The sequence below is a fragment of the Streptomyces sp. NPDC012935 genome, assembly GCF_042900345.1.
GTDB lineage: Bacteria > Actinomycetota > Actinomycetes > Streptomycetales > Streptomycetaceae > Streptomyces.
Map to the genome: position 1 here is coordinate 437,541 of NZ_JBIBBC010000004.1, position 22,173 is coordinate 459,713.

The window sequence follows — 22,173 nt, forward strand, 5'->3', positions numbered from 1 at the left end:
CTCACGTCGAGCGTGGTCGGGGGGAGAGACCGGGCGGGTGCTGCGAAGGTTGAAGAGCGGGGCGGCAGTTGAGCGTGTTTCGGCCGTTGTGCCGCTCAGCCCTTCTCCAGGACCGGCTCAGGCCTTCTTCAGGACCAGTTCCGTGTTGCGGTCCCCCCGCTCACCCGCCAGCGTCGAGCGCGCGCCGGGGGCGTTGAGGGACAGCTCGCGGTAGAGGGCGGCCAGGCCCGTCTGGGAGAGGTCCGTGAAGTCGGTGGCGTGCGGGGCCGAGGACTCGATCAGGGTGGTGAACAGCGAGATCGTGCCGTCCTTGTTGTCCACCACCTCGATGATCCGGGCGAGTTGGGGGAAGTCGACGTGGGAGGCGGTGGAGATCTCCCAGAAGGACCGGCCACCGGAGGCGGCGTGCGGGGTGATGACGTTCTTGTGGATGTGGCCGTTCACCCAGGCCAGGACGTTGCGGTGACCGCCCAGCAGCTGGACCAGCTCGGCGCCGCCCACGCGCCGCTCGTTCGGGCGGGCCGGGTCGCGGCGGAGGTTGCCCATCGTCTTGCTGGTGTGGTGGCTGAAGATGATCGCGTACGAGTCCTTGTTCTCCCGCAGCGTCCGGTCCAGCCAGTTGAACTGGGCCGCCCCGATGGACCCTTCGTAGTGGCCGCCCGGGTCGGTGGTGTCGAGGCTGATGCCGATGACGTCGTCGGCGATGCGGAAGCTGTAGTACTGGGTGCCCGCGTCCAGGTTGGCCGTGGAGTAGCCGTGGCCGACGGGGCCGAGGCCGCGGAAGGCCGGGTCCAGGTGGGCCCGCACATAGTCCTTCGGCGTGAACGGCGCCCGCTTCTCGTCCGGCGTGACCGAGCGCATCGAGCGGGCGTGGGCCTTGAGGAAGTCCTTGAAGACGGTGCCCCGCGGGTCCTTGTCCTGCTTGAGGGAGTCCTGGAGCTTCTTGGCGTCCGCGGCCGACACGTTCATCAGCTTCTTGCCGCCGACGGCCAGGTCGGTCAGGTAGGAGTCGCTGTGCGAGGCGTACGTGCCGAGCGGCATCGCGTCGTGGTTGCCGACCGTCGAGTACCAGGGGATGTTCAGGCCGGGGCTGCGCGTCTCGCGGATCGCGGCGGCGAGGAAGCCCTCGATGTGCGGGAAGCCGACCTGCTTGTCGGCGTCACGGACGCTGTCGTCGGCCTGCCAGTACAGCTTCAGGCCGCTGTTCTGGACGCCCTCGTACTGCCGCGGGTCACCGGTGTTCGGGGTGACGCGGCCGCCGCTCATGACGGTGAGGAACCACTCCAGCTCGGACTTGCAGTTGTTGTCCGTGTTGTCGCCGGTGGTCATCGCGAAGTGGAACGGGGCGCCGGTGACGGGGGCGCCCCGCAGCGCGTTGAGCCGCTCGACCAGTGCCACCGCGCCGGGCACGGTCAGCGCCTCCTGCGGCCGCCAGGCGTGCACGTCCGTCGAGCGCAGGTACTCCAGCCGCAGCGGGTGCTGGGCGTCGATCAGGTGCAGGTCGGTGAGCTGCACGAAGGCGGCGAGGGCCGTACGCCGCTTGGCTCGGTCCGCCTTGGGGGCGGCCAGGTCGTCACGGACGACGCGGCGCCAGCCGGGGCCGTCGCCGAGCCGGCGGTAGCCGGAGGTGCCGCGCGGGGTGGCGACGTTCGCGAGGGTGGTGCCCCGCGTGTACGGCGCGAGCGCGACCGGCAGCTTGCGGGAGGCGCCGACCGGGGCCTCGGCCGCGGCGTTGCCCGCACCGGCGCCCTGCGCGCTCGCCGGGCTCGCCGTGGTGGCGGCCTGGCTGTCGGTGGGCCGCAGGGTGTAGCCGACCCCCGCGGAGAGGGTCACCGCACCGGTGGCGGCGAGCAGAGTACGGCGGTGGACCCCAGCGGAGCTGGCGACAGAGCGTATGCGCGACATGGCGCGATCTCCCCGAGTGCGAACGCGTCGGCAGTGGTCGCGGGGCGCTCGCCGAAGCGAACATCCCGCTCACTGTGGATCGTTGGCACCGGGAATGACCTGCGCATGAACAGGGCGGCAACGCGCAGCGCCGATCACCGTACGTGGATCTTGGGGCACCCTCCGCGTTCACGGCCGCTCCTCGAACGGCCGGGACGCGGTCACTCCGTGTTCATCTTGCGGGGTAGGGAAGCTATTTGCCCGCGGCCTCGAGGCGCCCCGCCGCCGGCCGCTCGCGCCACAGCGCCAGCCCCTTGTCGACCATGGAGACACGGGTCAGGCCCGGCACGTCATCCAGAGGATGCCAGGCCGCCATGTCGGTGGATCCGTTGGCCTCGAAGCGCAGGTCGCCGCCGGTGACGCGGGCCTCGTAGACGAGGCGGACGCCGTGGTGGTCGACGCCGCGGCCGAAGCGGGCCGGGAAGACGCGGCGGGAGGAGTCGAGGCCGAGCAGGCCGGTCGGTTCGACGAGGTATCCGGTCTCCTCCTCCACCTCCCGCACGACCGTGTCGTAGGGATCCTCGCCGTGCTCCATGCCGCCGCCGGGCAGCACCCATTCGAAGCCGCCGCCGGGGGCCGGCGACCGGGCGAGGAGGAGTTGTCCGTCACGCACGCAAATGGCGTAGGCCGCCACCCTCAACTTCTTCGGCACGTAGGGACATTAGAGCGCCTGGCCCGGATCGGCAGGCGATTATTCGGCTTGCGGGCGACTTGTCCCTTAGGTCCCGCTCGCCTCGAATGAACAGGGGGTTTCCCCCATACCTCCATTTCGATTGGGTCAACTCTTCCCAAACATCCTTCCCTTGCGTAAGGCTGTGCGGTCGTCCGGGTTCACATACCGGACGACCCATGCTCCTTTACCTACAAGGGATGCCGATGACCCTCACCCCCCAGCCCGAGCCGAAGCCGGGCGCGAGACGCGCGGCCCGCATAGCCGTGGCCGCAGGTCTCGTCGCCGCGCTGTCCGCAGCAGGACCGATACCCATGGCAGTCGCCGCGGACCCCGCCCCCGCCGCGGATCCGGGTGTCAAGTCCGCGCACGACAAGCTCGGTTCGGACGACGCCGACCTGCTCGCCGAGGCGAAGACCGACGGCGACAAGAACGTCACGATGATGGTCGCGACCGCGCCCGGCCAGACCGAGAAGGTAGCCGCGCAGCTGGACGCGGTGGGCTCTGTGGGCCGTACCTACGACAAGCTCGGCTACGTCCGGGCCACCGTCCCCACCGGCAAGGCCGACTCGGCCATCGCCGCCGCGGCGAAGCTCTCCTCGGTGCACGGCATCGACCTGCGCGAGGAGATACCCCTGGACGACCCCGCCGTCGACACGGAGAAGTCGACGGCCGCCAGTACCTCCTACGCCGCTCCCTCCAAGAGCACCCCGGCCGAGAACCCGTACAACCCGTCCTTCGAGACGGGCTCCGTCGACTTCGTGAAGAAGAACCCGAAGGCGGACGGCCGCGGCATCACCATCGGCATCCTCGACAGCGGTGTGGACCTCGCGCACCCGGCGCTGCAGAAGACCACCACCGGCGAGCGCAAGATCGTCGACTGGGTCACCGCCACCGACCCGCTCGTCGACAGCGACCGCACCTGGCGCCCGATGGTGACCTCCGTCTCCGGGCCCACGTTCAGCTACGGCGGCAAGACCTGGACCGCGCCCGCCGGTTCCTACCAGGTCAGCACCTTCCTGGAGTCGTACACCACCGGCGGCGACGCGGCGGGCGACGCCAACCGTGACGGCGACAAGACCGACTCGTGGGGCGTGCTCTACGACGCCGCGAACGGCACGGTCCGGGTCGACCTCAACAACAACAACGACTTCGGTGACGACACCCCGATGAAGCCGTACAAGGACGGCTTCCAGATCGGGTACTTCGGCACCGACAACCCGGCCACCGACGTCGCCGAGCGGCAGCCGTTCGTCGTGCAGATCCGCAAGGACGTGCCGATGGACCCGCTGGGCGGCGACTGGGTCGGCCAGAAGCGCGACTTCGTCAACATCGGCGTCATCGAGTCCGAGCACGGCACCCACGTCGCCGGCATCACCGCCGCGAACGGCCTGTTCGGCGGGAAGATGAACGGCCAGGCTCCCGGCGCCAAGCTCGTCGCGTCCCGCGCCTGCACCTGGACCGGCGGCTGCACCAACGTCGCGCTCACCGAGGGCATGATCGACCTCGTCGTCAACCGTGGCGTCGACATCGTCAACATGTCCATCGGCGGTCTGCCGGCGCTGAACGACGGCAACAACGCCCGCGCCGAGCTGTACACGCGGCTCATCGACACCTACGGCGTCCAGCTCGTGATCTCGGCCGGCAACTCCGGCCCCGGCGCGAACACCATCGGTGACCCGGCGCTGGCCGCCAAGGTCATCTCGGTCGGCGCGACCGTCTCCAGGGAGACCTGGGCCGCCAACTACGGCTCGGTCGTGGAGAAGAAGTACGCGATGATGCCGTTCTCCTCACGCGGCCCGCGTGAGGACGGCGGCTTCACCCCGACGCTGTCGGCGCCGGGTGCCGCGATCAACACCATCCAGACGTGGCTGCCGGGCGCCCCGGTCGCCGAGGCGGGCTACACCCTCCCGGCCGGCTACGGCATGCTCCAGGGCACCTCGATGGCGTCCCCGCAGGCGGCCGGCGCGTCCGCGCTGCTGCTGTCGGCCGCCAAGCAGAAGGGCATCGCCCTCACCCCGGCGAAGCTGCGCACCGCGCTGACCTCGACCGCCGACCACATCAAGGGCGTGCAGGCGTACGAGGAGGGGGCGGGCCTCATCAACGTCCCGGACGCCTGGGACTCCATCCGTGACGGCGCGACCGCCCACGAGTACACGGTGAAGGCGCCGGTCGACACCGCGATCGACCAGTTCCTGAAGACGCCGGGCTTCGGCACGGGCGTCTACGACCGCGAGGGCGGCCTGAAGGCCGGGCAGAAGAAGACGTACGACGTCACGATCACCCGTACGTCCGGCGCGGACAAGGCGATCCGGCACGAGCTGCACTTCGAGAACAACGCCGGGGGCACCTTCAGGATCGTCGGCTCCGACGAGATCAGCCTCGGCCTGAACAAGCCGGTCACCGTCCAGGTCGCCGCGAAGCCCTCCTCGGCGGGCATCAAGAGCGCGATCCTGGAGGTCGACGACCCGCGCACCGAGGGCATCGACAAGCAGGTGCTCAACACGGTCGTGGTCTCGGCGCCGCTGAAGTACACGTACTCCGCGTCCGGTACGACCCAGCGCAACAGCAACAAGTCGTACTTCGTGACCGTCCCCGAGGGCGCGAAGTCGCTGGAGGTCGCGATCGGCGGGCTCAAGGACAAGAGCCAGACCCGGTTCATCGCCATCCACCCGTACGGCACCCCGTCGGACACGACCGGCACCCCGTACTGCTACAACAACTACCTCGACGGCAACGGCTGCAAGCCGGACGTGCGTTCCTACGCCGACCCGCAGCCCGGCGTCTGGGAGATCGAGGTCGAGTCGCGCCGTACGTCGCCGCTGCTCGACAACCCGTACACGCTGGACGTCACCGTCCTCGGCGCGGCCTTCGACCCGGAGACCGTGACCGTCCCCGAGGCCAAGGTCGGCACCCCGGCCGCCGCCTCCTGGAAGGTGACCAACAAGTACGCCGCGCTCGACGGCAAGCTGGCCGGCGGCCCGCTCGGCTCGTCGAAGGCGGCCCGTCCGACCATCGCCGAGGGCGCCACGCAGACCACCACGGTCGAGGTGCCCGAGGGCGCGACCTCGCTCGACGTCTCCATCGGCAACGTCTCCGACGCCGCCGCGGACCTCGACCTGGCCGTCTACGACGCGGCCGGCACCGAGGTCGGCAGCTCCGCCGACGGCGACTCGGAGGAGGCGGTCTCGATCGCGAAGCCGGCCGCCGGGAAGTACAGCATCGAGGTCATCGGCTACTCGGTGCCGGCGGGCTCGACGGCGTACGACTACCTGGACGTGTTCTTCTCCGCCGCGCTCGGCACCGTCACGGTGGACGACTCGCCGGTGAAGCTCGGCACGGGTGACACGGCCACGGTCGCCGGCAGCGTCACCGCGCTGGCGCCCGCGCCGGAGGGCCGTGAGTTCTTCGGCCAGGTCCAGCTGCTCAACGGCCGTGGCACGGTCGCGGGCCTGGGCAACGTGAAGATCGAGAAGGTCACGCCGTAGTGGCGTAGTACGGCTGGGCCGTACGGCGGTGAGGGCGGGCGTCCGGTTGCGGGCGCCCGCCCTTCGCCGTCAGCAGGTGAGCCCCCGCGACTCGGCCAGCGAGCCGGTGATCCAGGCCCGTTCGGGGGCGATGTCCTTCTCGCCGACGGCCCAGAAGTCGGGCTGGCGGGCGCCCTGCGGGATGCCGATGAGCACCTGGTCGCCCTCGCGCAGGCCGGGGACGAGGTTCTTGTCGACGACGAAGGCCAGCTCCTCGTCGCCCTTGTCCGGCTTGTAGTAACGGGTCATGTGCAGGGTGACGCGGACCGACCCGGTACCGGCGAGCTGTTCGACGGAGGTGGCCCTCCCCTCCGCCACGAGGCGGGAGCAGGCGAGGTAGCGGGGGCTGCCGAAGGCGCTGTCGGCGGCAGCGGAGGCCTGCTCCTTCGCGGCGCTGTCGGAGTCCGCTCCCGAGGTCATGTCGGCGCCGTCCCCGGCCTGTGTCAGCAGCCAGCCCATGCCGACCAGCACGGAAGCGGCGGCCGCCACGGCGAGGCTGCCGAGGGCGACGGTGAACACGCGGCGCCGGGTGCGGGCGGGCTGTCGTACGGGGGTGGGTTCCGGGGCCGGCTCGGGCGCCGGAGACGTGGGCATCGGCTCGGTGAGCGCGTGCCCGATGATCCCCAGCTGCTCGCGCAGCAGTGCCACGTCGGCCGCCGCGGACCGGTGCTCCGCCATGAAGGCGGCGTCCGCGCGGGCCTCGTCGGTGAGCGGCTCGCCGGTGATCGCGGCCATCAGCGCGTCCACGCCGCCGCGGCCGCCTTCGTAGCCGTCGCGGCCGGTACGGCCTTCGTTCTCGGCGGTCACGTCACACCACCTCGTCCTCGTGCAGGCGGGCGCGCAGAGCCCGTACCGCCGTGTGCAGCCTGCTCTTGACCGTGCCCTCCGGAATGCCGAGCTCCGCGGCGATGTCGCGGACCGCAAGGTCGCCGTAGAACCGCAGGACCAGGACCTGGCGCTGGGTGTCGGGCAGTTCGTCCAGGCCCTGGGCGACGGCGAGGGAGAGCAGGCTGGTGTCCTCGCCGGAGGGGTGTTCGAGCTGGCGCAGGGAGGCGAGCCGCTCCCCGAGCCGCTCCTGGCGCTTCTTGGCCCGGTGCCAGTCCATGGCGAGGTTGGAGGCGACGACCGCCGCCCACGCCGACACGTCCCGCGGCGCCTCGCGGCCACTGGCGGCCCGCTCCAGCAGCCGCAGACGGACCTGCTGAACCCCGTCCGGCAGGTCCGTCTGCGGCACTCCGCCCAGCGCGAGCACTGCCCGCACCCGGCGCTCCTGGGCCGCGTCCAGCGGATCGTCCGGTACGTCCCGGACGGCACCGCCCCCCTGGTCGCGGCGGGCCCTTCTGCGCAGCACAGCCACCCCTCCCCTCGCCGTGTGGTGACTGTGACGCCGTGATGCGCCAAAACGTTCGGCCGGATGCCCGGCAATTTTTCGGCGCCGGACGGAGTTGTACGTCACACCGCCGCGTAGCCCGGTCGCCGATGGGCAGGCGAGCTTGCGGCGCGGGGCGGCCGTAGGGCGAATTTCTCCAGCTCAGCATGGGTGCGGGCCGTAGAACCGGAGCCGCACCCAGGGCCCGTCGCGTCCCATTGGGCGGTCACCCATGCCAAACAATTGGACAGGCGGACCGAGGCTGACCGCATGATGGAAACGCCTCGGCCATGCAGCAGTCACAGACAAGCCACGTAGAAGGAGTCGCCGTGAGGGTCGGAATCGTCGGAGCCACCGGTCAGGTCGGCACGGTCATGCGCAGGATCCTCAAGGAGCGCGACTTCCCGGTCACCGAACTGCGCCTGTTCGCCTCGGCCCGCTCGGCGGGCTCGCAGCTCGACGGCGTGACCGTGGAGGACGCGTCGACGGCCGACTACACCGGCCTGGACATCGTCCTGTTCTCGGCGGGCGGCTCGACCTCGAAGGCCCTCGCCCCGAAGGTCGCCTCGCAGGGCGCCGTCGTGATCGACAACTCCTCGGCCTGGCGCCGCGACCCCGAGGTCCCGCTGGTCGTCTCCGAGGTGAACCCGCACGCGATCACCGACCGGCCCAAGGGCATCATCGCCAACCCGAACTGCACGACGATGGCCGCGATGCCCGTCCTGAAGCCGCTGCACGCCGAGGCCGGCCTCGAGGCGCTGGTCGTCGCCACCTACCAGGCGGTCTCGGGCTCCGGTCTGGCCGGCGTCGACGAGCTGTTCGAGCAGGTCAAGAAGGTCGGCGACGACGCGCCCAAGCTGACCCACGACGGCTCGGCGGCGGAGTTCCCCGAGCCGCACAAGTACGTCGCCCCGATCGCGTACAACGTCCTGCCGATGGCCGGCTCGATCGTCGACGACGGTCTGAACGAGACCGACGAGGAGCAGAAGCTCCGTCACGAGTCCCGCAAGATCCTGGAGGTCCCGGAGCTGAAGGTCTCCGGCACCTGCGTGCGCGTCCCGGTCTTCTCCGGCCACTCCCTCCAGGTCAACGCCCGCTTCGCCCGCCCGATCAGCGTGGAGCGCGCCAAGGAGCTGCTGGCCGGCGCCCCCGGCGTGGCGCTCTCCGACGTCCCGACCCCGCTGCAGGCGGCCGGCCAGGACCCGTCGTACGTCGGCCGCATCCGTGCCGACGAGACGGTCGAGCACGGCCTCGCTCTCTTCCTCTCCAACGACAACCTCCGCAAGGGCGCCGCACTGAACGCGGTGCAGATCGCGGAGCTGGTGGCGGCGGAGCTGAAGGGCTGACGCCGGACCCACCTCGACAGGGGCGCCCACCGGTTGACGGTGGGCGCCCCTGTCGTTGTGCTGCTTCCGGCAGCTACCCCCTGCGCACCTCGTAGAGGAAGCACCCGTACTCCACGGCCCGCACATGGACGAACGCCACACCGGGGTCGGCGAACGCCTCCGCGAACGCCACCTCGAAGTCCCCCGGCTCCACGAGCCGCCCCCCGAGGATCCGCCCGTCGCGCGAGTAGCGGCGGACGGTCCGGTGCGCGCCTGCGAAGGGCAGCGCGCCCCCGTCCGGGCCCCCGCACTCGCCGGCGTGGATGAACACCGGCCCCTGCTCGTCGTAGGGGCCGGGATCGACCCCGTTCCCGGCCGCCCAGCGCCGCTGCGGGGCGTAGGAGACGAGGGCGATGCGCTCCCCCGGTGCACTCCGTCGCAGGCAGCAGCGCAGGGGCGCCCCGCCCTCCTCGTCGGTCACGGGAACCGTCCGGCGTCCCGCGTCGTCAGCAGAGCGAAGCTCCTTCAGGGCCGTCGGATCGATGGGGCGTGCGAGATACGTCGTCATGCCTCCAGCGTCACGCGCGTACGCCCCGCCCACCGGCGGTAAACGGACATCGCGCTCCGTGCAGGTCCCATGGAAGGATGACCGAACCCACACATATCGAGGAGATGACCGCGTGCCTGGCACAAACCTGACTCGCGAAGAGGCGCAGCAGCGGGCGAAGCTGCTGACCGTTGACTCGTACGAGATCGATCTCGACCTCTCCGGCGCGCAGGAGGGCGGTACCTACAGGTCCGTGACCACGGTGCGCTTCGATGTAGCGGAGAACGGCGCCGACTCCTTCATCGACCTCGTGGCCCCGGCCGTCCACGAGGTGACCCTCAACGGCGACGCGCTCGACGCGGACGCGCTCTTCAAGGACTCCCGCATCGCGCTGCCCGGCCTGCTGGAGGGCCGCAACGTCCTGCGGGTCGTCGCCGACTGCGCGTACACCAACACCGGCGAGGGTCTGCACCGCTTCGTCGACCCGGTCGACCAGCAGGCGTACCTGTACACCCAGTTCGAGGTCCCGGACGCCCGCCGCGTCTTCGCGTCCTTCGAACAGCCCGACCTGAAGGCCACCTTCCAGTTCACCGTGAAGGCCCCCGAGGGCTGGACCGTGATCTCCAACTCGCCCACCCCGGAGCCTCAGGACAACGTCTGGTCCTTCGAGCCGACGCCGCGTATCTCGTCGTACATCACGGCGCTCATCGTCGGCCCGTACCACTCCGTGCACAGCGTCTACGAGAAGGACGGCCAGTCCGTCCCGCTCGGCATCTACTGCCGGCCCTCGCTCGCCGAGTACCTCGACTCGGACGCGATCTTCGAGGTGACCCGGCAGGGCTTCGACTGGTTCCAGGAGAAGTTCGACTACGCGTACCCGTTCAAGAAGTACGACCAGCTGTTCGTGCCGGAGTTCAACGCGGGCGCGATGGAGAACGCGGGCGCGGTGACCATCCGCGACCAGTACGTCTTCCGGTCCAAGGTGACGGGCGCGGCGTACGAGGGGCGCGCGGAGACCATCCTGCACGAGCTGGCCCACATGTGGTTCGGCGACCTGGTCACCATGGAGTGGTGGAACGACCTGTGGCTGAACGAGTCGTTCGCCACCTACACCTCCATCGCCTGCCAGGCGCACCACCCCGACTCGCGCTGGCCGCAGGCGTGGACGACGTTCGCCAACCAGATGAAGACGTGGGCGTACCGGCAGGACCAGCTGCCGTCGACGCACCCGATCATGGCGGAGATCCGCGACCTGGACGACGTGCTCGTCAACTTCGACGGCATCACCTACGCCAAGGGTGCCTCCGTCCTCAAGCAGCTCGTCGCGTACGTCGGGCAGGACGAGTTCTTCAAGGGCGTCCAGGCGTACTTCAAGCGGCACGCGTTCGGTAACACGCGCCTGTCCGACCTGCTGGGCGCCCTGGAGGAGACCTCCGGCCGCGACCTGAAGACCTGGTCGAAGCAGTGGCTGCAGACGGCGGGCATCAACGTCCTGCGTCCCGAGATCGAGACGGACGCCGACGGTGTGATCACGTCCTTCGCCGTCCGCCAGGAGGCCCCGGCGCTGCCGGCCGGCGCCAAGGGCGAGCCGACGCTGCGCCCGCACCGCATCGCGGTCGGCCTGTACAACCTGGACGCCGGCTCCGGCAAGCTGGTGCGCGACGAGCGCCTCGAGCTCGACGTGGACGGCGAACTCACCGCCGTGCCACAGCTGTCGGGCAAGCGCCGCCCGGACGTGGTCCTCCTCAACGACGACGACCTGTCGTACGCGAAGGTCCGCCTGGACGAGGAGTCCCTCGCGTTCGTGACGGACCACCTCGGCGACTTCGACGCCTCCCTCCCCCGGGCCCTGTGCTGGGCGTCCTCCTGGGACATGACGCGCGACGCCGAGCTCGCCACCCGCGACTATCTCTCGCTGGTCCTGTCGGGCATCGGCAAGGAGTCCGACATCGGTGTCGTGCAGTCGCTGCAGCGCCAGGTGAAGCTGGCGATCGAGCTGTACGCCGCCCCGGGCACCCGCGAGGCCCTGCTGACCCGCTGGACGGACGCCACGCTGGCCCATCTGCGCGCCGCCGAGGCGGGCAGCGACCACCAGCTGGCGTGGGCACGGGCGTTCGCGGCGACGGCCCGTACGCCGGAGCAGCTCGACCTGCTGGAGGGCCTGCTGGACGGCTCCCAGACGATCGAGGGGCTGGCCGTCGACACGGAGCTGCGCTGGGCGTTCGTCCAGCGCCTGGCGGCCGTGGGCCGCTTCGACGAGGCGGAGATCGCGGGCGAGTACGAGCGGGACAGGACGGCCGCCGGCGAGCGCCACGCCGCCACGGCCCGCGCCGCCCGGCCGACCGCGGAGGCCAAGGCCGAGGCCTGGTCGTCGGTCATCGACTCCGACAAGCTGCCGAACGCCCTCCAGGAAGCGGTCATCGCCGGTTTCGTCCAGACCGACCAGCGCGAACTGCTGGCCCCCTACGCGGACACGTTCTTCGAGGTGGTCAAGGACATCTGGGACGCCCGCTCCCACGAGATCGCCCAGCAGATCGCCATCGGCCTCTACCCGACGATCCAGGTCTCCGAGGACACCCTCCGCAAGACGGACGCCTGGCTGACCTCGGCCGAGCCGAACGCGGCCCTGCGGCGCCTGATCTCCGAGTCCCGGGCGGGTGTGGAGCGCGCGTTGAAGGCGCAGGCCGCGGACGCGGCGGAGCAGTAACCGACGTCGTACGTCTGTCATAGGGGGCGCCCGGCACACCACCGGGCGCCCCCTGTGCGTCCCGTTGAGCGAGCCGCCAACGTCCCGAGGCGGAGCCGCCCTCAACCGAGCCGTCCTCAGCCGAGCCGCGCAGCGACGGCCTCCAGAGCCGACAGCACCCTCCCCACCGCAGCGCCCGCCTCACTCCCCCTGCGCACCGCGGCCACCACATGCCGCACCGGCCGCTGCTCCCCCACCTCCCGCATCACGACCCCGCCCCTGGCCACCGCGGCCATCCGCGGCACCAGCGCCACCCCCATCCCCGCCTCCACCATCGCGAGGATCGCCGTCCACCCGGCGGCGGAGTGCCCCTGCCGAGGGCTGAACCCGGCCGCCTCGCAGGCCCCGCGCGTGATGTCCGACCACGGCCCGCTGCCGCCGAAGATCCACTCCTCCGCCGCGAGATCGGCGAGCCGCACCTCCGCGCCCCGCGCCAGCCGGTGCCCGCGGGGCAGGGCGACGTCCAGCGGGTCCGCGAGCAGCGGCACCCGGGTGAAGCGCACGTCGTCCACCGCCGGCGCCTGCGCCGCGAGCGACAGGGCGAGGTCCACCTCCCCGCCGGCCAGCAGCTCGTACGCCTCCTGCGCCTCGGCCTCGCGCACCCGTACGGTCACCCCGGGACGCGTCTGACGCAACGCCCGCGCAGCCGGTACGACCAGCGCCGGCACGGCCGTGGAGAAGGCGCCCACCCGCACCTCCCCGACCTCACCGTGCACATACGCCGCCAACTCGGCGTCCGCACGCTCCAGTTGCTCGAACACGGCTTCGGCGTGCCGCAGCACCAGCCGGGCCGCGTCCGTCAGCCGCACCCGCCGCCCCTGCGCCTCCAGCAACGGCACCCCGACCTGCCTGGCGAGATTCGTCAGCTGTTGCGACACCGCCGACGGCGTCATCCGCAGCGCCTCGGCCGTCGCCGTCACGGTGCCCCGCTCCCGCAGCGTCCGCAGGATCTGCAGCTTGCGGATGTCCCAGTCGACCATGGCGGCAACCTACGTCACCGCCGCGACGCCGCCCCGAGGACGACTCCGCCGAGGATCAGCCCCATGCACCCCGCCTGCGTCCAGCCGGTCGCCTCGCCGAGGACCGCCCAGGACAGCAGAGCCACGCACACCGGCTGGAGGTAGTAGACGGCCCCGGCACGGCTCGGGCCGACCAGCGCGATCGCCCGGTTCCAGGCGAAGAAGGCGACGGCGGAGGAGGCGACTCCCACGTAGAGGATCGGCAGGACCGTTCCGGCGGTGGGCTCGAACCCGCCCTGCACCGCCAGGCTCACCCCCTGCACGGGCATCAGCAGGACCGTACCCACCAGAAACGTCGTGAACAGGAAGGCGGTACCGCCCAGTTCGGCCGACCGCCGCCGCAACAGACCGCTGTACGCCCCGAAGCAGCAGGCGGCCGCCACCATCCACAGATCCCCGGCCGCGAACCCTGCCCCGCCCGCACCACTGCCGATCAGCAGCAGGACGCCCGCGCAGGCCACCAGCAGCCCGACCACCCGGCGCGCACCCAGCCGTACCCCCGCGGCGCGCTCGAAGACCGCCATCAGCACCGGCGAAGCGGCCATGATCATGCCCATGTTGGCGGCGGGAGTGGTCACCCCGGCCTGGTTGACCAGGGTGTTGTAGGTGGTGACGCCGAGCAGCGAGGCGAGGAGCACGAAGCCGAGGTGCCTGCGGATCAGCTCCCGCTGCCGCCAGGCCTGCCGGGCACCGAACGGAGCCACCACGACCAACGCCACCAGCCACCGCCAGAACGCGTGCTGCACCGGCGGCACACTGTCGTGCAGCGCCCGTGAGGTGACGAAGCTGCCGGACCAGACGACCGTCGCGAGAGCGGCGAGCGCGACCCCGAGGGCGGCGGCCGTCCTCGGGGTCGTGGCGGTGGAGGGGGATGTCGTACGGGCGGTCCGGTTCAGGACGGCGGGCACAGAGGTCCTTTCGATGGGCGGTGACCGGGGGCGGTGACTGGGCGGTGACGATGACGCGTCCACCGTCGCAGCGCGCCATCTGTCGCGTCCATCGAAACTTTTCGAGCACTTCTTTCAGCAGAACTGAAAGGTCACACAGGGCCTCCGCTCACCCCACATGCTCGGCGACCGCCGCCTCCACCGCCCGCGCGTCGGCCGCGTCCGCAGCCCACGCCACGTATCCGTCGGGCCGCACGAGCACGGCCGTACGGCTGCCGCTCGCCCAACGCTCCACGGTGAGCCGGTCCTTGCGGCCGTTCTGCACCTCGGGCGCCTCCCCGGTCTGCGGGAGGATCAGCACGAACCGCCCGCCCCGCAGGGCCTCGTACAGACGGCCGCTCCCGAGAGCCACATCGGGGACGCGGGTACCGACCAGGCGGTGGGAGCCGCGTGGGGCGGCGTACTTGTACCCGATGCCCGAGATCTGGGCCAGGGCCTTCGCCTGGGCGGGCCGGGCGGCGTTGACGAAGGCGGAGAACAGGGCGCGTACTGCGCGCAGTGCGAGGCTCTGTGCGCGGGCCAGCCGGACCAGCCCGCCGCTGCTGCGCAGCACCGCCTTGCCGACGGGGTGACGTTCGGCCTGGTAGGTGTCCAGCAGGCTCACGGGCTGTCGGCCGTTGACGACCGCGGCGAGCTTCCAGCCGAGGTTGGCCGCGTCCTGCAGGCCGGTGTTCATGCCCTGGCCGCCGGCCGGCGAGTGGACGTGCGCGGCGTCGCCGGCGAGGAAGACCCGCCCGACCCGGTACCGCGGCGCCTGCCGCTCGTCGCTGTGGAAGCGGGAGAGCCAGCGGGCGTCGTGCATGCCGTAGTCGGTGCCGAGGGCGCGGCGGGTGACCTCCTTGACCTCGGCGAGGTCGAGCGGGGCGTCGTCGGGGACCTCGTGGCGGCGGTTCCAGCCCATGACGCGGTACCAGCCGTCGCCGAACGACGCGATCATCGCGAAGGAGTCACCCGCGCCGTTGACGGTGAGCACGCTCGCGGGCTGCTCGGCGAGCCGGACGTCCGCGAGGAACAGGGACTTGATGACGGAGACGCCGGGGAAGGGCAGGCCGACCGCCTGACGGACGGCGCTGCGATGGCCGTCCGCGCCTACGACGTAGGCCGCGCGGTGGGTGACGACCGCCCCGTCCGGGCCGCGCACGTCGAGGTCGACCCCGTCGTCGTCCTGGCGCAGCCCCACGACCTCGCTCTCGAAGAGGAACTCGACGCCGAGCTCGCGCGCCCGCCGCTCCAGCAGCCGCTCCACCTCGTACTGCGGGGTGATGAGCAGGAACGGGAAACGCGACGGCAGCGTGCCGAGGTCGAGGGAGAGGCGGCGGAACAGTCGCAGCTCGGTGATGGTGCTGCCGGTGGCGATCAGTCCGTCTGCGAGGCCGCGGGCGTCGAGCTGCTCCAGGGTGCGGGCGTGCACACCGAAGGCGCGGGAGAGGTTGCTGATGCCGTGCGGGCGCCGCTCGACGAGGGTGACGCGCACACCGGCGGCGGCGAGGTCGCTCGCGAGGAGGAGACCGGTGGGGCCGGAGCCGATGACGAGGACGGGGTGGGTGGAGCCGGTGCCGTTCGTGCCGTTCGTGGCGGTCATGGTGGCCTCCTGATGCCAACGCTTGTTGGTCAACGCTTGTTGGCAACCGTAGAACCGGCCTCCCAAGCTTGTCAACACTTGTTGGCCTACAGACGTTGGCATACGATTGTTGGCATGACGCAGAGCAGCCCCGCCGACCCTGCCCCCACCCCGCGCCGCTCCGACGCCACGCGCACGGCGATCCTCGACGCGGCCCGCGAGCGCTTCGCGGCTGACGGTTACGAGCGCGCCACCATCCGCGCGATCGCCAAGCACGCGAGCATCGACCCGTCGATGGTGATGCGCTACTACGGCAACAAGGAGGGGCTCTTCGCGGCGGCGGTCGCCATCGATCTGAAGCTGCCGGAACCGGCATCGCTCTCCCGCGACGACGTCGGCCGGGCGCTCGTGACCCACTTCTTGGCCATGTGGGAGGAGAACGAGGTGCTCACGGCCCTGCTCCGGGTCGGCGCGACCAACCAGGCCGGGGCGGAGCGCATGCAGGGCATCTTCGCGGACCAGCTGCTGCCGGTCGCCCGTCGGGTGTGCCCCGATCCCGAGCAGGCCCCGGCCCGGGCCGCGCTGGCGTCGTCGCAGCTGCTCGGGCTGGCGCTCACGCGCTACGTCCTGCGGTTCCCGCCCTCCGTGGCGCTGGTGCCCGAGGAGATCGTGGCCTGGCTCGCGCCCACGGTGCAGCGGTATCTGACCGCGCCGTACCCGGCGTGAGAGTCACCCGCCGCAGAAGACCCGCAGAACACACCGAGGGCGCCGGCCTCGTCCACGTACGGCGGATGCACGTACGTACGACGGGGCCGGCGCCCTCGACGGAAGCGGGGTCGGTCGGACCGCGCGGATCAGGCCTTCGCCTTGGCCTTCGCCTTCGGCCGGCGGTCCGTGGAGCGGTCCAGGACCATCACGAGGCCCGCGATGACCGCGAACAGCACGATCGGGGCCAAGACGAACTGGCCCAGCGTCTCCATGACGCTCAGGCCCTGACCGGGGTCGTCGCCGTCGTCACGCGTGAGCGCGAGCGCGGGGGACGACATGAGCAGCATCATCAGCGTCGTACCGGCAGCCAGGGCGCCGGCGCGCAGGGCGTTCTTCTTGTCCACGGGGCCAAAAGTACCGAACGCCGCCGGGGGCCGCGCGTCCGGGGGGTGCCGTAATGAGCACCCGGCGCTGCGGACGCCGGACGTCGCAGGGCCGGACCGTCCCGGCTAGCCGTGCCGTCGTGCGTCTCCCCGCAGCACCTCCACCAGCGCCCGCAGCCTCGGCGACGCCGCCAGCTCCTCCAGCGTCATCGCCCTCCCCTGCGCGTCCGCGATCGGCAGCCGCCAGTTCGGGTACTGGTCCCACGTGCCCGGCAGGTTCTGCGGGCGGCGGTCGCCCACGCCGTCCGGGAGCCAGATGCCGACCATGCGGGCCGGGGTGCGCAGCAGGAAGCGGTGGACGGCCTGGATCTCGGCCTCCTCCTCCGAGGCGCAGTGCCCGCCGTGCGTGCCGCGCATCAGCCCCAGCCGGGACAGCAGCGCCAGCCACTCACCGGTGTCGGCCGCCGCCTCCGCGCGCTCCTGCTCCAGGGGGCGGGTCAACAGGCCGAGGCTGTCGCGCAGTTCGACATGTTCGCCGGTGAGGCGGGCCGCGGTGGACGGCAGGTCGTGCGTGGTGGCGGTGGCGAGGCAGTCGGCGCGCCAGGACTCCGGTGGCAGGGGGCGGCCGTCGCCGTCCCAGTCCCGCTCGAACCACAGCACCGAGGTGCCGAGCACGCCCCGCGAACGCAGCGCCTCCCGCACGCCCGGCTCGACCGTGCCGAGGTCCTCCCCGATCACCACCGCCGAGGCCCGAGAGGCCTCCAGCACCAGGATCGCGAGCATGGCCTCGGCGTCGTAGCGGACGTACGTCCCCTCCGTCGGCGCCTGCCCCTGCGGCACCCACCAGAGCCGGAACAATCCCATGACGTGGTCGATCCGCAGCGCGCCCGCGTAGCGGAAGAGCGCCCGCAACAGGCGGCGGTACGGCTCGTACCCCGACTCGGCCAGCCGGTCCGGCCGCCAGGGCGGCAGCCCCCAGTCCTGGCCGCGGGCGTTGAAGGCGTCCGGCGGGGCGCCCACCGACATCCCGGCCGCGAAGTACTCCTGCTGCGCCCAGGCGTCCGCGCCCTCGGGATGCACCCCGACCGCGAGGTCGTGCACGATCCCGACCGGCATCCCCGCCTCCCGCGCGATCCGCTGGGCGGCGGTCAGCTGGGTGTCGGTGAGCCAGGCGAGCCGGCAGTGGAGGTCGACCCGGTCCATCAACTCGCCCCGCGCACGCGCGGTTTCGGGCGAGCGCGGATCCCGCAGGCCCTCCGGCCACCGCCGCCAGTCCGAGCCGTGCACCTCGGCCAGTGCGCACCACGTGGCGTGGTCCTCCAACGCCTGGCCTTCCTGCGCGAGGAAGTCGACGTAGGCGGCCCGCCGCCCGGGTCCGAGCGGCACCTCGCGCACCAGTTCCAGCGCCTCCCGCTTCGCCTCCCACACGGCGTCCCGGTCGATCAACTCCCCCTTCTCCAGCACCGCTTCCCGCAGCCGCCCGGCCCGCTCCAGCAGGGCCCGCACGCGCTCGCGGTCCTCGACATGGGCGAACTCGGGCACGTCCTCGACCCGCAGATGCACCGGGTCGGGGAAACGGCGGGAGGACGGGCGGTAGGGCGAAGGGTCGGTTGGTGCTCCGGGTACGGCCGCGTGCAGCGGGTTGACCTGCACGAATCCGGCACCGAGCGCCCGGCCGGCCCAGGCGGCGAGCTCGCCGAGATCACCGAGGTCGCCCATGCCCCAGGAGTGGCGGGAGAGGAGGGAGTAGAGCTGGACGAGAAGGCCGTACGAGCGTGCGGTGGGCGTGGGCAACCGGGCCGGGGCGACGACCAGGTGGCTCGTCGCCGTGCGGCCGTCCGGTGTCGTGACGGTCAATCGGTGGACGCCGGACGGGAGTTGGTCGGCGGGCGGGAGTCGGTCGACGGCGGCGCGGGTGTCGCCCTGTTCGGTCTCGATGTGCAGCCGGGTGCCGGACGGCAGCGCGGCCGTCGCCAGGGGCTCGGCGCCGGGCCGGCACACCACCGTCGGCGGCAGCAGCCGCTCGCGCAGCTCACGCTCCCGCACGGCCAGCGCGGCACTGACGGACGCGGGTGTGCTCGCGTCGACGTCCAGGGCGGCCAGGGCGAGGGTGAGTGCGGTGACGGAGGCCGTGACCGTACGGTCGGCGGTCGGCTGGTAGGAGGTGGCGACGCCGTGCAGCTCGGCGAGCCGCGACAGGTCGTCGGAGGGGGGATCTTCGGGACCCTCTGGGTCCTCGGCAGGGGCTTCGGCCGACCGCTGTCCTGTCATCTACGGCCTCGTGGGATACATGTCCATGTCCATACCGGTGTCCATACCCATGTCCATGCCCATGTCCCAGGTCGCCGCCTCACTCGTCAGCGGTGCGGCGTCCGCGAGCGGCGGTTCGCTGGTGAGGGGCTCGGCGTCGGGCAGGGGTGGTTCGCTGGTGAGCGGAGTCTCGGTGCAGGCGCCCTCGGAGCTGAAGACACAGGCGTACATCTCGGGTTCGGTGAAGACGCCTTCGTGCATCTCGGTCTCGCTGGGCGCCTCGGGTTTGGAAAGGGCCGATGCAGTGGCCACGGGGGCCTCCTCTTCGAGTACGGCGTGCGGGTTACCGCCGTCCCTACCCAGCGGGCGCGGTGGCAGACGTACAGAGACGAACAACGTGCCTCTCATCACATTCTGTTCCGCACATCCTGTTCCGGTCCTGCGGTTTTCCGGGCTTTCTTGCTGATCACTATTCACTCAGTACATGCACTCAGTACATAATGCTTCGTATGAGCACCCGCCACATCCTGCTGGGGCTGCTCGCCACGGGGCCGAGCCATGGCTACGACCTCAAGCGACGGCACGACGAACGCTTCCCGCAGGCCCGCCCGCTGGCCTACGGGCAGGTCTACACGACCTTGCAGCGGCTGGTCCGCGACGGCCTCGCCGAGGTCGACGGCACCGACTCGGACGGCGGCCCGGAGCGGACCATGTACCGCGCGACGGACGACGGCGCGCTCGAACTGGCTCAGTGGGCCGGGGAGATCGCGCCGCCCGCGCCGTTCGTGACGAACGAGATCTTCGCCAAGGTCGTCGTGTCGATCCTGTCCGGCGGCGACCCCGAGGCCTATCTGCGCGCCCAGCGTGCCGCCCACATGGAGCGGATGCGGCAGCTCACGGCGGTCAAGGCCGCGCCGGGCACCGATCTCGCGACCGTGCTCTCGGCGGACTACGCCCTCAACCACCTCGACGCCGACCTCCGTTGGATGACGACCACGGCGGCCCGGCTCACCACTCTGACCGCGGAGGTCGACGCAGTATGAGCAACTCAGGGGGAAACCCGGTGCCGCTTCTGGTGGCCCGTGACCTCGTCAAGGCGCACGGCAGTACCCACGCACTGCGCGGCGCCCGCGTCGAGCTGCGGGCCGGCGAGATCCTCGCCGTCACCGGCGCCAGCGGCAGCGGGAAGTCGACGCTGCTGCACTGCCTGTCCGGCATCGTCCGCCCGGACACCGGCTCCGTGACGTACGACGGGGAGCGGCTGGACCGATTGCCCGAGGAGCGGCTGAGCGAGCTGCGGCGTACGGAGTTCGGCGTGGTCTTCCAGTTCGGGCAGCTGATCCCCGAGCTGACGGCCCTGGACAATGTCGCGCTGCCGCTGCTGCTCGCGGGTGCCCGTCGGCAGGAGGCGCAGGCGAAGGCCGGTGAGTGGCTGGAGCGGTTCGGGGTGCGCGGGCAGGAGGAGCTGCGGCCCGGCGAGATGAGCGGCGGCCAGGCCCAGCGGGCGGCCCTGGCACGGGCCCTGGTCACCGGCCCGAGGATCGTCTTCGCGGACGAGCCGACCGGAGCGCTGGACTCCCTGGCTGGTGAGCAGGTGATGACGGCCCTGACGCACACGGCCCGCGAGTCGGGCACGGCGGTGCTGCTGATCACGCACGACGCCCAGGTGGCGGCGTACGCGGACCGCGAGGTACGGCTGGCCGACGGCACCGTGACGCCGCTGGAGGTGGCGGCATGAGAAACCGGCTGAGCGCCGACCTCCGGCTTGCCTGGCTGCTCACCCGGGGGTCCGACCGGCGCGAGTGGTGGCGGGTCGTTCTGACGGCGGTGGGGGCGGGAGGTGCGACCGGGATCGGGCTGGCGGTCGCCACGCTCGCCGCGATCGACGGGCAGTACTCGGTCTCGTTCGGCGCCGGCCTCCTCAACCAGCCCAGCGACCGGCAGGGCGTGATCGTCGCACTGCTGATGCTGCTGGTGCCGGTGCTCGGGTTCCTCGGGCAGTGCGCCCGCGTGGGTGCGGTGCACCGCGACCGGCGCCTGGCCGCACTGCGGCTCGCGGGGGCCACGCCCGCCCAGGTGCGGCGGATCGCGGCGCTGGAGGCGGGGCTGGCCTGTCTGGCCGGCTCGGCCGTGGCCACCGTCTTCTGCGTCCTGATGCTGCTGCGCGTGTGGCAGACCCCCGAGCCCTTGGCATGGCTCGGCATCGCCCTGGTCGCCGTGGCCGTCCCGGTGCTGGGCGCCGCCGTGAGCGCGCTCTCGCTACGGCGTGTGGTGGCCTCGCCGCTGGGCCGGGTGCGGCGGGTGCGGCCGGCCCGGGGTCCGGGGCGGGTGTTCGGGCTGGTCACCGGGCTGCTCGCGCTGCTGGCGGCGTCGGCGACGGTAGCGGTCGCCGCGGCGCCCTACCGCGCCAATCGCCTGGGCTTCACCGTCGTCCCGTTCACGGTCGGCACCGTGACCCTGCTGATCGCGGCCGCCTCGCTGTGGCTGGCCGGTGCGTCCTCCCGGCGCCTGGGCGAGGCCTTCGCCGACCGGGCCCGGCGCCCGGCGCTGCTGATCGCCGCGGCGCGGCTGCGCGACGACCCGTGGGCGGCGGCCCGTACGCATGCGGGCGTGCTGCTGGTCACGGTCGTGGGCTCCAGCTTCGTGGGCGTCCGGGAGGTGCTGCTCGCCGATCTGCGGGCCATGCGCCGCGCCGGCCGGCTCGGCATGAGCATGGACTACTACACGAACGGCCTCGACCTCACGGGCGCCGCGATCCTCGTCGCCCTCGCCCTCGTCCTGTCGGCGCTGGCCGTCGGCACCGCCGAGTCGCTGGCCACCCGGCGCCGCGGGCTGGCCGCACAGGCCGCCGCCGGTGTGCCGAGCGCGGTGCTGCGGCGGGCGCTGCTGCTGGAGACCGCGCTGCCGCTGGCACCCGCCGTCGCGGTGGCGGGCCTCGGCGGCATGACGATCAGCGCGTGGTACGCCGCGGTCGCCTCGGAGCACACGGCGCCGGACGTGCCGTTCCTGGCCCTCGTGGTCCCGCTCGCCGTCTACGCCGCGTGTCTGCTGGCCGCGGCCACGTCCCTGCCGCTGCTGCGGCGGTCGGTGCGGCCGGCGGAGCTGCGCTACGCGTGAGACGGCCGTACGGCCGCGTGAACGGACGGCCCCGGGGGCACGGGGGACCCTCGGGGCCGG

The 22,173-nt window shown here is 72.0% G+C and carries 18 protein-coding genes; 7 read left to right on the top strand and 11 right to left on the bottom strand.

Annotated features, from left to right (window positions below; translation table 11 throughout):
- Nucleotides 1–117 precede the first annotated feature (117 nt).
- Both ACFY5C_RS13790 and ACFY5C_RS13795 read right to left on the bottom strand, forming a co-directional pair.
- Nucleotides 118–1,905: a TIGR03767 family metallophosphoesterase gene (locus ACFY5C_RS13790; RefSeq protein WP_389444040.1), complete on the bottom strand. Its 1,788-nt coding sequence runs from the start codon at nt 1,903–1,905 to the stop codon at nt 118–120.
- Nucleotides 1,906–2,137: 232 nt separating this feature from the next.
- Complete coding sequence (locus ACFY5C_RS13795) at nt 2,138–2,596, bottom strand: NUDIX hydrolase (RefSeq protein ID WP_389444041.1); 459 nt, start codon at nt 2,594–2,596, stop codon at nt 2,138–2,140.
- Nucleotides 2,597–2,820: 224 nt separating this feature from the next.
- Between ACFY5C_RS13795 and ACFY5C_RS13800 the strand changes: the two genes are divergently transcribed.
- The gene (locus ACFY5C_RS13800) at nt 2,821–6,102 is read left to right on the top strand and encodes a S8 family serine peptidase (protein ID WP_389444042.1); all 3,282 of its coding nucleotides are present in this window, start codon (nt 2,821–2,823) and stop codon (nt 6,100–6,102) included.
- Nucleotides 6,103–6,171: 69 nt separating this feature from the next.
- On the opposite strand, the gene ACFY5C_RS13805 is transcribed toward ACFY5C_RS13800, so the two are convergent.
- Nucleotides 6,172–6,948, bottom strand: coding sequence for a hypothetical protein (locus ACFY5C_RS13805; RefSeq protein WP_389444043.1), 777 nt, complete (start codon nt 6,946–6,948; stop codon nt 6,172–6,174).
- A gap of 1 nt (nt 6,949) precedes the next feature.
- Nucleotides 6,950–7,492, bottom strand: coding sequence for an RNA polymerase sigma factor (locus tag ACFY5C_RS13810; protein WP_389444044.1), 543 nt, complete (start codon nt 7,490–7,492; stop codon nt 6,950–6,952).
- Between the two features lie 347 nt (nt 7,493–7,839).
- Between ACFY5C_RS13810 and ACFY5C_RS13815 the strand changes: the two genes are divergently transcribed.
- A complete protein-coding gene (locus ACFY5C_RS13815; RefSeq protein WP_389444045.1) occupies nt 7,840–8,856 on the top strand; it encodes an aspartate-semialdehyde dehydrogenase in 1,017 nt (338 codons plus the stop codon).
- Between the two features lie 73 nt (nt 8,857–8,929).
- Here ACFY5C_RS13815 and ACFY5C_RS13820 read toward each other — a convergent pair whose 3' ends face one another.
- A complete protein-coding gene (locus ACFY5C_RS13820; RefSeq protein WP_389444046.1) occupies nt 8,930–9,403 on the bottom strand; it encodes a DUF1203 domain-containing protein in 474 nt (157 codons plus the stop codon).
- 112 nt (nt 9,404–9,515) lie between these two features.
- Here ACFY5C_RS13820 and pepN point away from each other — a divergent pair, with 112 nt between their 5' ends.
- Entirely contained in the window at nt 9,516–12,089 is a 2,574-nt protein-coding gene (gene pepN / locus ACFY5C_RS13825; RefSeq protein WP_389444047.1) for an aminopeptidase N, read from the top strand.
- A gap of 116 nt (nt 12,090–12,205) precedes the next feature.
- Here pepN and ACFY5C_RS13830 read toward each other — a convergent pair whose 3' ends face one another.
- The 3 genes from ACFY5C_RS13830 to ACFY5C_RS13840 form a co-directional block, all read right to left on the bottom strand.
- The gene (locus ACFY5C_RS13830) at nt 12,206–13,108 is read right to left on the bottom strand and encodes a LysR family transcriptional regulator (protein ID WP_389444048.1); all 903 of its coding nucleotides are present in this window, start codon (nt 13,106–13,108) and stop codon (nt 12,206–12,208) included.
- Between the two features lie 14 nt (nt 13,109–13,122).
- Entirely contained in the window at nt 13,123–14,043 is a 921-nt protein-coding gene (locus ACFY5C_RS13835) for a DMT family transporter (RefSeq protein ID WP_389444150.1), read from the bottom strand.
- A gap of 160 nt (nt 14,044–14,203) precedes the next feature.
- Complete coding sequence (locus tag ACFY5C_RS13840) at nt 14,204–15,676, bottom strand: FAD-dependent monooxygenase (protein WP_389444049.1); 1,473 nt, start codon at nt 15,674–15,676, stop codon at nt 14,204–14,206.
- 114 nt (nt 15,677–15,790) lie between these two features.
- Between ACFY5C_RS13840 and ACFY5C_RS13845 the strand changes: the two genes are divergently transcribed.
- Nucleotides 15,791–16,381: a TetR family transcriptional regulator gene (locus ACFY5C_RS13845; RefSeq protein ID WP_389444050.1), complete on the top strand. Its 591-nt coding sequence runs from the start codon at nt 15,791–15,793 to the stop codon at nt 16,379–16,381.
- Between the two features lie 128 nt (nt 16,382–16,509).
- Here ACFY5C_RS13845 and ACFY5C_RS13850 read toward each other — a convergent pair whose 3' ends face one another.
- The 3 genes from ACFY5C_RS13850 to ACFY5C_RS13860 all read right to left on the bottom strand — a co-directional run bounded on the left by ACFY5C_RS13850 (nt 16,510) and on the right by ACFY5C_RS13860 (nt 19,308).
- On the bottom strand, nt 16,510–16,767 hold the full coding sequence (locus ACFY5C_RS13850) for a hypothetical protein (RefSeq protein ID WP_328427613.1): 258 nt from the start codon (nt 16,765–16,767) through the stop codon (nt 16,510–16,512).
- A 105-nt stretch (nt 16,768–16,872) separates the two neighbouring features.
- Nucleotides 16,873–19,017 carry a 4-alpha-glucanotransferase gene (malQ, locus tag ACFY5C_RS13855; protein WP_389444051.1) on the bottom strand — a complete coding sequence of 715 codons (2,145 nt, stop codon included), beginning with the start codon at nt 19,015–19,017 and terminating at the stop codon, nt 16,873–16,875.
- Nucleotides 19,018–19,308 carry a hypothetical protein gene (locus tag ACFY5C_RS13860; protein ID WP_389444052.1) on the bottom strand — a complete coding sequence of 97 codons (291 nt, stop codon included), beginning with the start codon at nt 19,306–19,308 and terminating at the stop codon, nt 19,018–19,020.
- A 197-nt stretch (nt 19,309–19,505) separates the two neighbouring features.
- On the opposite strand from ACFY5C_RS13860, the gene ACFY5C_RS13865 reads away from it, so the two are divergent.
- From ACFY5C_RS13865 to ACFY5C_RS13875, 3 genes are read left to right on the top strand one after another with little or no spacing between them, the layout of a single operon-like run.
- A complete protein-coding gene (locus ACFY5C_RS13865; protein ID WP_389444053.1) occupies nt 19,506–20,039 on the top strand; it encodes a PadR family transcriptional regulator in 534 nt (177 codons plus the stop codon).
- On the top strand, nt 20,036–20,734 hold the full coding sequence (locus ACFY5C_RS13870; protein WP_389444054.1) for an ABC transporter ATP-binding protein: 699 nt from the start codon (nt 20,036–20,038) through the stop codon (nt 20,732–20,734). Before ACFY5C_RS13865 ends, ACFY5C_RS13870 begins: the two co-directional genes overlap by 4 nt.
- Nucleotides 20,731–22,113, top strand: a complete 1,383-nt coding sequence (locus ACFY5C_RS13875; RefSeq protein ID WP_389444055.1) for an FtsX-like permease family protein — start codon at nt 20,731–20,733, stop codon at nt 22,111–22,113. Before ACFY5C_RS13870 ends, ACFY5C_RS13875 begins: the two co-directional genes overlap by 4 nt.
- Nucleotides 22,114–22,173: the final 60 nt, after the last annotated feature.